Source organism: Blautia sp. Sow4_E7 (assembly GCF_052116245.1).
Lineage (GTDB): Bacteria > Bacillota > Clostridia > Lachnospirales > Lachnospiraceae > Blautia_A.
In genome coordinates, this window is sequence record NZ_JBQKLL010000022.1 from 43,722 (window position 1) to 55,952 (window position 12,231).

Consider the following 12,231-nt stretch of genomic DNA (forward strand, 5'->3'; position numbering starts at 1 on the left):
AGAACAACATGATCCGAATTACCCAGCTGAAGCTTTCAATCAATCATACCCAGGAAGAGCTAAGCCACAAGATCCACAAGGCGCTGCGCCTGAAAAATGAGAGCTTCACTTACGAAATTGTGAAGCAGTCCCTGGATTGCCGTCATAAAGATGACAAGAAATTTGTATACACAGTGGATGTAGCTTTGCAGGAAAAAAATCTAGAGAGTAAGATTGTTCGAAAGGTTCACGATAATAATATTACGTTAACCGAGAAAAAAGAATATAAATTTCCAGAGCCTGGGAAAGCCCAGCTGAAGCATCCTCCAGTGATCGTAGGAAGCGGCCCGGCTGGAATTTTCTGCGCCTGGTATCTGGCAAAAGCCGGATATCGTCCTCTTGTTCTGGAACGGGGCGAGGAAGCCCATGTCCGTCAGAAAACTGTGGAGAATTTCTGGAAAAACGGAGTTCTGGATCCGGATTCCAATGTACAGTTCGGAGAAGGCGGCGCTGGTACTTTTTCCGATGGAAAGCTGAATACCCTTGTGAAAGATCCGTCTGGAAGAAATCACGAGGTCCTGAAACGATTTGTACAGGCGGGTGCTCCAGCAGAGATCATCTATCAGCAGAAGCCTCATCTTGGTACTGATGTGCTGGTTGGGGTTGTAGAAAAGCTTCGCCATGAGATTGAAGAAATGGGAGGCAGCTTCCGGTTCCGCAGTAAAGTCACAGACCTGTTTTTTGAAAAGGACCAGTTAAAAGAAGTAGAAGTGAATGGGGAACAGCGGATTCCGGCAGAGGTATGTGTGCTGGCTGTTGGACACAGCGCCAGAGATTCCTTCATTCTGTTTGAAAAGAAGGGCATCTATATGGAACCGAAATCCTTTGCCGTAGGTGTGCGTATGGAACATCCCCAGTCCATGATCAACATGGCTCTTTATGGGGAAGAGGAAAACGAAAGGCTTGGGGCTGCTGCATATAAGGTTACTCACACCTGTGAAAATGGCCGTGGAGTATATTCTTTCTGTATGTGCCCGGGAGGCTATGTGGTAAATGCTTCCTCAGAACCGGAAATGCTTGCTGTAAATGGCATGAGTTACCAGGCCAGAGACAGCCGCAATGCAAACAGTGCACTGATCGTGTCTGTGACACCGGCAGATTTTCCGGAAGAAGGTCCATTGGGCGGCGTTGCCTTTCAGCGCAGTCTGGAATGGGCGGCATGGAAGGCTGGAAATGGAAAGGTTCCGGTACAGCTGTTTGAAGATTACCAGAAGCATAAACCAAGTACAACCCTGGGAAAAGTGGAGCCATGTATCAAAGGTGCTTATGTTCCGGGAGATGTGCGCAGTATTTTTCCAAAAGAGATCGGGGACTCTATCGAGGAAGGGGTTTTGGCATTCGGCAGGAAGATCAAAGGCTTTGACCGGCCTGACGCAGTGCTGTCCGGTGTGGAGAGCAGAACTTCCTCCCCAGTACGTATTGTAAGGGATAAAGAATCTCTGGAGGCAAACTATGGGGGAATTTATCCCTGCGGAGAGGGCGCTGGTTATGCAGGCGGCATCACCTCAGCGGCTATGGATGGCATAAAAGTAGCGGAGGCTATTTCTAAAAAGTTTAGAAATTTTTAGGAGAGAGTGTACATCTCTCCTTTTTTATGCTAAAATGAGTCTGCGTTGTGAAGAACAATGCGGGATAAAAGTTGTAAAACTGTCTGTCTGCCCCGGGGAATAAGCGAAATCCGTTTATTGTGGTATACAGGCAGCATCCTACCTGTCAGCCCTGGAGAACTGCAGGTAAAATAAATGAATGAAATGAAACAGACCATCAGAGAATTGCCGGAGTCTTCACGACCTTATGAGAAATGTCTGCAGTGGGGACCGTCGGTGCTCAGCGACAGTGAGCTTCTGGCAGTGATCCTGAGAAACGGCGTACAGGGAACCAACTCCCTTGTACTTGCCAACCAGATCTTAAGTCTTACGAAAGATACCTCATATCCGGGACTTCTGGGACTTTTACATATGTCCATTCCGGATCTGATGAAGGTGAACGGAATCGGGAAAGTCAAAGCCGTCCAGCTGAAATGTATCGGGGAGCTTTCCAAGCGGATGGCGTCTGCTGTTGCCAGACCAAGACTTTCTTTCAATGAACCCATCACCATAGCGAAATACTATATGGAACATCTCCGTCACGAAGAACAGGAGGTGCTGATTGTTATGCTGCTGGATGGAAGGAACCATCTTCTGAAGGAAGAAATCATTTCCAGAGGAACCGTAAATGGTACATTGATCACTCCAAGGGAAATTTTTATGGAGGCACTTAAGTATCATGCGGTAGGTGTGGTACTGGTCCACAATCATCCCAGCGGTGATCCGACGCCAAGTGAATGTGACCAGGAGATCACAGAGCGCGTTTATACATCCGGAGAGCTTCTTGGGGTAAAGCTTCTGGACCATATTGTGATAGGCGACCAGAAGTATATCAGCTTCCGGGAACAGGGAATGCTTGCCTACTGATCCTGTGAGGACGCCTTTCTGTAGGAGAATGATGAAGGGACAGATATATGCTGTTTGAAAAAACATATGGAATAGACCTTGGAAGCAGTTCCGTCAAGGTTTATTCCATGATTCGAAATAAAAGCTACATTGAGAAGAACATGATTGCGGCGAAAGGCCGCAAAATCATAGCCGTGGGCAACGAAGCGTATGAAATGTTTGAAAAAGCACCATCTGACATTTCCGTAAGTTCGCCGATGGCTTTTGGTATGATAGCCAATCTGGAACTGCAGGAAATTGTACTTTACAGTATGATGAGAAAAATTGATAAAATTTTAGGAATCGGCTCTGTTATGTATTTTGCCGTTCCCCTGGACATGACTGCGATCGAGAAACGGGCTTATTACCAGGTGGCGAACGGCCACTGGCTTCGCAAGAACCGTGTTTATATGGTGGAGGCGCCCATTGCAGATGCGATCGCCATGGGGGTGGATCTGGAGAATAATGCGGGCAGTATGGTGGTGAATATTGGTGCCCAGAGCACGAATTTTTCCATTATCACAGGCGGACGTATTATCATCAGTAAGAAGATTCCCATTGGCGGACGCCAGATGAATGAGGCGGTGTGCAGCGAGGTGCGCAAGCGCTATAATCTTCAGATCGGTACCCGTACCGGGAAGCGCCTGAAGCTGGTAATGGGACGACTTGCTGACCAGCATAAGCAGGCACGCAAGGTTGTGGGGATCGACAGCGTATCCGGTCTTCCGCGGGAGGAAGTGATCTCCGCTTATGTGGTAAATGCAGGGATCATGAACTGTGTCAATGAGATCGGTGCCCAGATGAAGGTTTTCCTGGAGCGTATTCCCCCGCAGATTTCCTATCACATAGCGAAAGAGGGAATTTATCTCACTGGAGGAAGTACCAGGATTCCACACATTGATACATATCTGGCGAGTTATACGGGATATTCCTTTAATCTGTCGGATCTTTATGAGACTTCTGCAGTGAAGGGCCTTGAGGAAATCATCCATAACAAAGACCTTCGCAAGTGGGCTCAGCCGATCAAACAAAGAAAATTATAAATTTTTTAGGGGTGCTATTCCATGAAAAACCTTAAGAAAAAATTTCGGTTTCGAATAAATCTGAAAAGTAAGCATTTGCTGGCAATTATGACTCTTTTCTGTCTGAGCTGCATTGTAGCCACCTTTGCATCGGGGATTTCCACAGCTCCTTTGCAGGAGGCTGCCGGAATTGTCATAGTTCCATTTGAAAAAAGCATTGAAAAGATTGGATCTATGGTCCGTTCTGTAAGTGACAGCTTCAAGGACAAGCAGGATCTGCTTTTCGAAAATGAAGAACTGAAAGCAGAACTGGACAGTCTGACTACACAGAACAACAAGCTGATCCAGGATCAGGGAGAATACCAGAGATTAAAAGAGCTTTATAATCTGGATCAGACCTATGAGGACTATCCAAAGGTAGCTGCGACTATCATTTCCAAGGATCCGGGGAACTGGTATGATACGTTTATGATCAACAAAGGATCAAATGACGGAATCCGTGTTGACAATAATGTGATCGCGGGAAAGGGCCTGGTAGGAATTGTAACAGAGGTGGGTTCCTCCTGGGCGACTGTGCGCTCCATAATTGATGACAGCAGCAGTGTCAGTGCCATGACGGTGAGCACCTCTGACAATTGTATCGTAAACGGTGATCTGGAACTGATCGACGAGGGAAAGCTCCGCTTTGAGCAGCTCTACGATCAGGAAAACAAAGTAACCGTAGGAGAACGTATTGTTACTTCCAATATCAGTGAGAAATTTGTAGAAGGACTTTTTATCGGTTATGTCAGCGAAGTACAGGTGGACAGCAATAATCTGACTAAGACTGGTACCATTGTGACACCTGTAGATTTCCTTCATCTGAAGGATGTGTTTGTCATCACTGTGAATAAGCAGGACATAATAGATGGAACTGCTGCTACAGGAAGTGCATCTGGCAGCGACAGCTCCAGTGATGGTACTTCCCAGGACAGCGGTGCTGCCACAGATGGACAGGAGGGTGCAGATGAAGAGTAAGATCGTATTTTTTCTTACCGTTGTAATATGTTTTCTTCTGCAGTGTACCGTTATGGATCTGATCTCCATTGGATCAGTAACTCCTAACCTGATGCTGGTCCTGTGCGTTTCCATGGGCCTTATGCGGGGACACAAAAGTGGTCTGTGGACAGGCTATTTCTCAGGACTCTTTGTGGATCTGTTTTTTGGATCCGTGTTTGGATTTTATGCTTTGATTTATATGTATATTGGCTATCTAAGCGGGTATGCACACAGGATTTATTATGATGATGACGTGAAGGTCCCCATGTTTCTTACGGCAATCGCAGACCTTTTATATAATTTATCGGTTTACGGACTTCAGTTCCTTTTAAGAGGAAGGCTGGGACTTCGGACCTATCTTTACCGGATCATCATACCGGAAATGTTTTATACGGTATTTATTACCTTGATTGTATACCGGATTTTCCGCTACATTAACTATCGCTACATGAACATAACCAGGAAAGAAAGTGAGTCAATTTGGGTACTAAAATAAAGCGAATTTTTAAGAAAATCAGTTTAAAACGAACATCTGTTCTGATTCTGGCATTTGTGGTGATGTCCGTGATCCTGGTCCGTAGACTGTTTGATCTGCAGATCATCCAGGGACAGGACTATATCAGCAAATTCCAGGCAAGGACAACGAAAGAGCGAGTGATCAAGAGCACCCGTGGAAATATTCTGGACCGGAACGGTGATATTCTGGCTTCCAATGTGCTGTCCTATTCCCTGACACTGGAGGATAACGGAACTTACACTTCCACCAGGGAAAAGAACCTGACGTTAAATGGTGTGGCGTACCAGGTGCTGCAGATCCTGCACAGCAATGGAGACGATATTACCCATTCTTTTCATATTGTTGTTGACAACAATGGGAAATATGCCTTTGATGTGGCAGAAGGCTTTACCCTGAACCGTTTTCGTGCAGATATTTATGGAGAGGCGTTGATCGATAATCTGACAGAAGAGCAGAAAAATGCAACGGCTGCCCAGATGATGGAGTTTCTTACAGGCTCTGATAAATTTTCCATTGTATTAAGCGGAGACAGAGCGTACACAGAGGAGGAGCTGACCTCTCACGGTCTGCCGCTTACCCTCACCAGGCAGGAAATGCTGGACATTGCTACCATCCGTTATGAATTGAATACCAACAGTTTTAAGAAATACATGCAGGTTACCATTGCTACAAATGTAAGTGAGGAATCTGTTGCTGCGATCATGGAGAATAAGACTGGCCTTCAGGGAATTGACGTTGTAGAGGATTCCATCCGTCAGTACATTGACGATGAAAGTATGGCGCCAATCCTGGGGTATACAGGTAAGGCTTCTTCCGAAGAGCTGACAGAGCTTCGCAAGCAGAACCCGGATTATTCCAATGATGCAGTTGTCGGTAAAGCGGGAATTGAGCAGTATATGGAGCTGACTCTTCAGGGAACAGACGGTAAAGAGACTGTTTCTGTAGATAACCTGGGAAAAGTCCTGAAAATCGACGAGGATACCAAGGTGGAGCCTGTTGCAGGAAATGATGTGCAGCTTACCATTGATACAGACTGGCAGTCTGCAATTTATCAGATCCTGAAGCAGCGTGTTGCCGGTGTGCTTCTGACAAAAATTGACGCTGTGAAGACCTTTGACTATTCCAGCGTTACCGATGCCAGCCAGATCCGTATTCCAATCTATGATGTATACAATGCGCTGATCTCCAATAGTGTCATCGATATTAACAAATTCAGTAATGAAGATGCTTCTGACGTAGAAAAAAATTTATATGCCAAATTTCAACAAAAGCAGCAGAGTGTTTTTGATACAATAAGCAAGAAGCTGAATGGATCCAATCCGTCTGCCTACAAGGACGAGGATGAGGAAACCCAGGAATATCTTTCCTACATCTGTAATGATCTTCTTAGGGATACCCTGGGAATTATTTCCAGAGATGCCATAGATACTTCAGATGCCACCTATAAGGCCTGGACAACAGATGAGAGCATCAGTCTGAAGGATTATCTGACTTATGCTACCAGCCAGGGATGGATCGATATCAGCAGCTTTTCACCAGAGGGAGAATATCTGGATTCAGAAGAAATCTACCAGGCTCTGACGGCTTATATTATTGATTATCTCAGCACAGATACCGGATTCTCCAAGCTTTTGTATAAGTACATGCTCCTTGGAGATACCATTTCCGGCCAGGAAATCTGCCTTGTCCTTTACGAACAGGGAGTGCTGGACAAGAACGATGGCGTATACGAAAGTCTGGCTTCCGGCGCAATCGGGGCGTATGATTTCATGATCAACAAGATCTATACCCTGGAGATTGAGCCTGCACAGCTGGCTCTGATGCCATGTTCTGCTTCTGCAGTAGTGGTAGATGTAAAGACAGGAGATGTAGTAGCTCTGGTTTCCTATCCGGGATATGACAATAACCGTCTGACTAATGATATGGATACAGAGTATTATGCGAAGCTGGCACTTGACCAGTCCAGTCCATTCTTTAATAAGGCTACCCAGCAGACTACAGCGCCTGGTTCTACCTTGAAGCTTCTTTCCACCATTGCGGGTATGGAAGAAGGGGTTATTGACGAGGGTACTTATATTGAATGTACCGGAACCTTTGATTATGTGGATCCGCCTATTAACTGTTGGGATAAGAATGGCCACGGGGGACTTGATATCCGTACGGCTATCGAACAGTCCTGTAACTACTTCTTCAATATGATCGGTTTCCAGCTTGGAAAAGTTGGGGATAATGAATTTTCCGAGGTACAGAGCTTAAGCAAGCTTCAGGAATATGCTTCTTTGATCGGCCTGGACCAGAAAACAGGAATCGAGCTTTCTGAGGCATCTCCCAAGGTATCAGATGCGAAAGCAGTTCCATCCTACATGGGACAGGGAAATAACCTGTTTACAACCACAGAGCTTGCACGCTATGCCACTGTGATGGCTACCTCCGGCAATATTTTCAAGCTGACGCTGCTGGACAAGGTAAGTGATCCAAAAGGTGAAGTGATCCAGGAATATGAACCAGAGATTCAGGATGTGGCAAATATTTCTTCTAATATCTGGGATGTGATCCATGATGGTATGCGCCGTGTAATTCAGACACATACACAGTTTGATGGCCTTGGTGTAGAAGTGGCAGGCAAGACTGGTACTGCCGAGCTTGATCTTCGCCATCCAAACCATGGACTTTTTATTGGGTATGCACCTGCGTCCGATCCAGAGTATGCCATAGCAATCCGTATTGCCAATGGTTACAGCTCTGGTAATGCATGTCTGGCTGCTAATGATATTTTCAAATATATGTACAATCTTGCGGATAAAGATTCTATTCTCACCGGTGTTGCTTCCACAGATACCAGTGATGTATCGAATGACTAATACTGTTTATGCCTGCCAGGAGTGCCCTGGCAGGCATATCCATAAGAGAAATACCAGAATTTTGGAACATTTTGTTTAGGAGGAATCAGAAGAAATGGGTGAAGTCATTGTCATTACATCCGGAAAAGGCGGTGTAGGAAAAACTACTACCGTTGCCAATATAGGAACCGGATTGGCTATGATGGGTAAGAAAACAGTAGTTGTGGATACCGATATTGGTCTTCGCAATCTGGATGTTGTGCTTGGACTGGAGAACCGGATCGTATATAATCTGGTGGATGTGGTAAATGGAAGCTGCCGCATGAAACAGGCCCTGATCAAGGATAAGCGTCATCCGGAACTGTATTTGCTGCCCTCAGCACAGACGAAGGATAAAACAGCAGTATCTCCGGAACAGATGATCAAATTAACAGATGATCTTCGGGAAGAGTTTGATTATATTCTGCTGGATTGCCCAGCTGGAATCGAACAGGGATTCAAAAATGCCATTGCAGGTGCGGATAAGGCTCTTGTAGTGACAACTCCGGAGGTGTCCGCGATCCGTGACGCGGACCGTATCATTGGTCTTCTGGAGGCAAATGATCTTCGGGATATTCATCTGATCATTAACAGGCTGCGGCCGGATATGATTGCCAGGGGAGATATGATGTCTGTTGATGATGTGACAGAGATTCTGGCAGTGGACCTGATTGGAACTCTTTTGGATGATGAGCAGATCGTAGTAGCCACCAACCAGGGAGAGCCGCTTTCCGGAAAGAATTCCCAGGCAGAGGAAGAATACCGCAATATCTGCAAAAGACTTATGGGAGAGGATGTGCCTTTTGTAGAGATCAAACAGAAGAAAAGTATGTTCTCAAGATTGTTTAAAAGACATTAAATGAGATTTCGCCACACTGCCAGATATCTGCTGGAAATAGATTATGAAATGTATAGTTGTCAATAATAATATTATGTAAACAGATAATCGAAAACGGAGGGATTTTGCATGAAACCTTTTTTTCACGATAAAAGGCGTTCGGCAGGATATGCCCGTGACAGGATGAAACTGCTCCTGATCTCGGAACGCATAGAGTGCTCTCCACAGATGATGAAAATGTTAAAAAGTGATCTGGTACATACAGTAAAAAAGTATGTAACCATAGAGGAGAATAAAGTAAAAATACAGATATCACAGGAACCGCCGGTTTTGATGGCATATATTCCGGTGATAACGAAAAAGGACAGATAAATTTATGATTAAACAGTATAAGCTTCGTTTTTACAATTTTAAACTGGTAATTCTCCTGACTGCGATCAGTCTGTTTGGAGTACAGCTGGTGGCCAGCGCTTCACCGGATTTAAGAAACAAACAGCTTTTGGGGGTGGTGATGGGACTTGTGATCCTTGTGATCCTGTCCTTAATGGATTATTCCTGGATATTGAATTTCCAGTGGATTATGTATGGCTTTAATCTGCTTATGCTTATTGGTGTGCGTTTGTTCGGAAGTGAGGCTGGTGGTGCCTCCAGATGGCTGGACATTGGAGGCTTCCGTTTTCAGCCTACAGAGCTTTCCAAGATCATTATTATTTTGTTTTTCGCTAAGTTTTTCATGGATCACGAGGATGATATCAATACCTTTAAGATACTGGCAGAGTCTGTACTTCTTTTGGCTGTTCCGCTGGCGTTGATCTATGCACAGCCTGATATGAAGAATACCATTACAGTAACCATCATTTTCTGTATTCTTCTGTATGTGGCCGGATTGAGTTATAAGATCATTGGGGGTGCGATCCTGATCGCTGTTCCGCTGCTTATTATATTTTTGTCCATTGTTGTGCAGCCAGATCAGACACTGATCAAGGATTACCAGAGACAGCGTATTATGTCATTCCTTTATCCAGAAAATGAGGAGTATCAGGATGATATTGAACAGCAGAACAACTCCAAAACTGCAATTGCTTCTGGAGAGCTGGTGGGAAAGAAGCTTTCAGGGGATGATCAGGTTTCTTCCGTAAATGCAGGAAACTTTGTTGCAGAGAACCAGACTGACTTTATTTTTGCAGTTGCAGGAGAAGAGTACGGATTCATAGGATGTATCACTTTGATTGTTTTGCTATTGCTGATTTCGGTGGAATGTATCCGGATGAGTCTGCGTGCAAAGGACCTTGCAGGAAAAATAGTCTGCTGTGGAATTGGCAGTATTGTGGCGATACAGAGTTTCCTGAATATCTGTGTTGCCACAGGACTGGCACCGAATACAGGTACACCCCTTCCATTTGTAAGTTATGGTCTGACTTCTCTTGTCAGTCTGTTTATCGGTATGGGACTGGTGATGAATGTAGGTCTGCAGAGCAGTGCTTATAATAAAGAACTTAAGAAAAAAGAAATCGATAAGAAAGAGGAATACTTATGACAGCCGCAAAGAAGAACAGTTCCAGGCGCAAGTCTGCAAAATACCGCAAAGCAAGAAGGTGGAGAATAAAAAATACCATTCTTTTGCTTCTGCTTCTAATCATACTAGGTGGTGTGGGAATCGGAGCAATTTACCTGCTTCGAAGTGGAAGCATTTTTGGCAAATTGGATGAGCCATACACCGCATCCAAAGAATTTTCCGGAGGGCTAACAGATTCCGACAATCTTAGAGCAGATGGATTCGCCAAGAATTTATGCGTGGTGGTATCAGATGTTCCTATGGATGGAGTATCCCTTGGGGAAGAACAGAAAGGGCTTCTTCTGGATCTGGATGACCGAAAAGTCCTTTATTCAAAACAGGCTCTTCAGAAAGTGTATCCGGCAAGTATCACCAAGATCATGACCGCTATGCTTGCTCTGAAATATGGGAATATGGATGACGTAGTGACGATCACACAGGAGAACCTGAATCTGGAAGAAGGTTCCCAGGTCTGCGGTTTCTGGGAAGGAGACCAGGTTACCATGGATCAGCTTCTTCACTGTCTTCTGGTGTATTCCGGCAACGATGCTGCCGCAGCCATTGCAGAGCATGTAGGTGGTTCTACAGAAGGATTTGTGGAGATGATGAACAGCTATGCACAGGAGCTGGGGTGCACAGGAACTCATTTTACCAATCCTCATGGTCTGCAGGATGAGAATCATTATACCACTCCTTATGACATATATCTGATGTTAAAGGAGGCTTTGAATTACCCGGAGTTTACCAATATCACCCAGTTGGGATCCTATACGGTAGAGTACACACATGCTGATGGAAGCAGTGCAAGCACTACTTTAACCGCTACCGATCACTATCTTACCGGAGAAGCTACCCCGCCAAAGAATGTGACCATTTTAGGAGGCAAAACCGGTACCACAGACAATGCAGGAAACTGTCTGGCTCTGCTCAGTCAGAATGCCTACGGAAAGCCCTATATTTCCATTGTAATGGGAGCTGCCACCAAGGATGAGCTTTATCAGCAGATGTCTTCTTTGCTGCAGAACATTAACTGAGAGGGAAGATAATACGGTCTGCTGAAGATGTTTGTCTGACCGGTGCTGTTCCTGTGATGTTTTTCATGGGCCCCGGAATCGTAGCCACAATTGAGAAAAATAGACAGAAATATTAAAAAAACTCTTGTATTTTTAGAAAAATTATACTATAATATGAAACATATTAAACAAGGTTTTTGGTAAAAATTTAATATCATATTGTCTAAGGAGGAAAACATCATGGTTGAACTGATCGTAGGAAAGAAAGGCAAAGGCAAAACAAAAGTGCTCTTAGACAGAGTAAACAACGCAGTGAAAGAAGCTAACGGAAGCATAGTTTATCTTGACAAGAGTACCAAACACATGTATGAGCTTAACAATAAGGTACGTCTGATCGACGTTTCCTCTTATCCATTGAAGAATGCAGATGAGTTCGTAGGTTTTATCTGTGGTATTATCTCCCAGGATCACGATCTTGAGCAGATTTATCTGGACAGCTTCCTTAAAGTTTCCAAACTGGAAGATGCAGACGTTACAGATACTCTCGGACAGCTCGATAAGATCAGCGAGAAATACGGCATTTCTGTAGTTGTTAGTATTACCCTTGATAAAGAAGAGTTACCAGAAGCATTACAGGATAAGATTGCAGTAGCATTATAATCTCAGATGATATGATATTGCAGCTATAAATTCAGTAAAACCAAAAGAAGGTACATAAGGACATGACTTGAATTGTAAGTCATGTCCTTCAGATTGTAGACAAAGCCCTGCTTTTGCAGGGTTTTGCTATTGTTGGAACCGCTTTTCTGATATAATAAATATCAGAAGGGCGGTGTTTTTTATGATGACGAAAAATGCA

At 44.5% G+C, this 12,231-nt stretch carries 11 protein-coding genes; all 11 read left to right on the top strand.

Going from position 1 to position 12,231, the window contains the following annotated elements:
- Positions 1 to 8: 8 nt before the first annotated feature.
- A complete protein-coding gene (locus ACTQ50_RS12645; RefSeq protein ID WP_441484520.1) occupies positions 9 to 1,607 on the top strand; it encodes an NAD(P)/FAD-dependent oxidoreductase in 1,599 nt (532 codons plus the stop codon).
- 183 nt (positions 1,608 to 1,790) lie between these two features.
- Positions 1,791 to 2,492 carry a RadC family protein gene (gene radC / locus ACTQ50_RS12650; protein WP_441484526.1) on the top strand — a complete coding sequence of 234 codons (702 nt, stop codon included), beginning with the start codon at positions 1,791 to 1,793 and terminating at the stop codon, positions 2,490 to 2,492.
- A gap of 47 nt (positions 2,493 to 2,539) precedes the next feature.
- Entirely contained in the window at positions 2,540 to 3,553 is a 1,014-nt protein-coding gene (locus ACTQ50_RS12655) for a rod shape-determining protein (protein WP_441484521.1), read from the top strand.
- Between the two features lie 21 nt (positions 3,554 to 3,574).
- Positions 3,575 to 4,549 (top strand): rod shape-determining protein MreC, encoded by a 975-nt coding sequence (gene mreC, locus ACTQ50_RS12660; protein WP_441484522.1) that lies wholly within the window; start codon positions 3,575 to 3,577, stop codon positions 4,547 to 4,549.
- Complete coding sequence (gene mreD, locus ACTQ50_RS12665) at positions 4,539 to 5,066, top strand: rod shape-determining protein MreD (protein ID WP_441484523.1); 528 nt, start codon at positions 4,539 to 4,541, stop codon at positions 5,064 to 5,066. Before mreC ends, mreD begins: the two co-directional genes overlap by 11 nt.
- A complete protein-coding gene (locus ACTQ50_RS12670; protein WP_441484524.1) occupies positions 5,051 to 7,948 on the top strand; it encodes a penicillin-binding transpeptidase domain-containing protein in 2,898 nt (965 codons plus the stop codon). Before mreD ends, ACTQ50_RS12670 begins: the two co-directional genes overlap by 16 nt.
- Before the next feature lie 94 nt (positions 7,949 to 8,042).
- Complete coding sequence (gene minD, locus ACTQ50_RS12675; protein ID WP_226818113.1) at positions 8,043 to 8,825, top strand: septum site-determining protein MinD; 783 nt, start codon at positions 8,043 to 8,045, stop codon at positions 8,823 to 8,825.
- 108 nt (positions 8,826 to 8,933) lie between these two features.
- Positions 8,934 to 9,176 carry a cell division topological specificity factor MinE gene (gene minE / locus ACTQ50_RS12680; protein WP_226818111.1) on the top strand — a complete coding sequence of 81 codons (243 nt, stop codon included), beginning with the start codon at positions 8,934 to 8,936 and terminating at the stop codon, positions 9,174 to 9,176.
- 4 nt (positions 9,177 to 9,180) lie between these two features.
- On the top strand, positions 9,181 to 10,341 hold the full coding sequence (locus ACTQ50_RS12685; protein WP_226818109.1) for an FtsW/RodA/SpoVE family cell cycle protein: 1,161 nt from the start codon (positions 9,181 to 9,183) through the stop codon (positions 10,339 to 10,341).
- Entirely contained in the window at positions 10,338 to 11,393 is a 1,056-nt protein-coding gene (locus tag ACTQ50_RS12690) for a D-alanyl-D-alanine carboxypeptidase family protein (protein ID WP_226818107.1), read from the top strand. The genes ACTQ50_RS12685 and ACTQ50_RS12690 overlap by 4 nt, the downstream gene beginning before the upstream one ends.
- 219 nt (positions 11,394 to 11,612) lie before the next feature.
- Positions 11,613 to 12,032: a twitching motility protein PilT gene (locus ACTQ50_RS12695; RefSeq protein ID WP_441484525.1), complete on the top strand. Its 420-nt coding sequence runs from the start codon at positions 11,613 to 11,615 to the stop codon at positions 12,030 to 12,032.
- Positions 12,033 to 12,231: the final 199 nt, after the last annotated feature.

Excerpts from the sequence above, each read along its gene's own strand:
- ACTQ50_RS12645 (WP_441484520.1), top strand. The coding sequence starts at position 9 with ATGATCCGAATTACCCAGCTGAAGCTTTCAATCAATCATACCCAGGAA.
- radC (WP_441484526.1), top strand. The coding sequence starts at position 1,791 with ATGAAACAGACCATCAGAGAATTGCCGGAGTCTTCACGACCTTATGAG.
- ACTQ50_RS12655 (WP_441484521.1), top strand. The coding sequence starts at position 2,540 with ATGCTGTTTGAAAAAACATATGGAATAGACCTTGGAAGCAGTTCCGTC.
- mreC (WP_441484522.1), top strand. The coding sequence starts at position 3,575 with ATGAAAAACCTTAAGAAAAAATTTCGGTTTCGAATAAATCTGAAAAGT.
- mreD (WP_441484523.1), top strand. The coding sequence starts at position 4,539 with ATGAAGAGTAAGATCGTATTTTTTCTTACCGTTGTAATATGTTTTCTT.
- minD (WP_226818113.1), top strand. The coding sequence starts at position 8,043 with ATGGGTGAAGTCATTGTCATTACATCCGGAAAAGGCGGTGTAGGAAAA.
- minE (WP_226818111.1), top strand. The coding sequence starts at position 8,934 with ATGAAACCTTTTTTTCACGATAAAAGGCGTTCGGCAGGATATGCCCGT.
- ACTQ50_RS12685 (WP_226818109.1), top strand. The coding sequence starts at position 9,181 with ATGATTAAACAGTATAAGCTTCGTTTTTACAATTTTAAACTGGTAATT.
- ACTQ50_RS12690 (WP_226818107.1), top strand. The coding sequence starts at position 10,338 with ATGACAGCCGCAAAGAAGAACAGTTCCAGGCGCAAGTCTGCAAAATAC.
- ACTQ50_RS12695 (WP_441484525.1), top strand. The coding sequence starts at position 11,613 with ATGGTTGAACTGATCGTAGGAAAGAAAGGCAAAGGCAAAACAAAAGTG.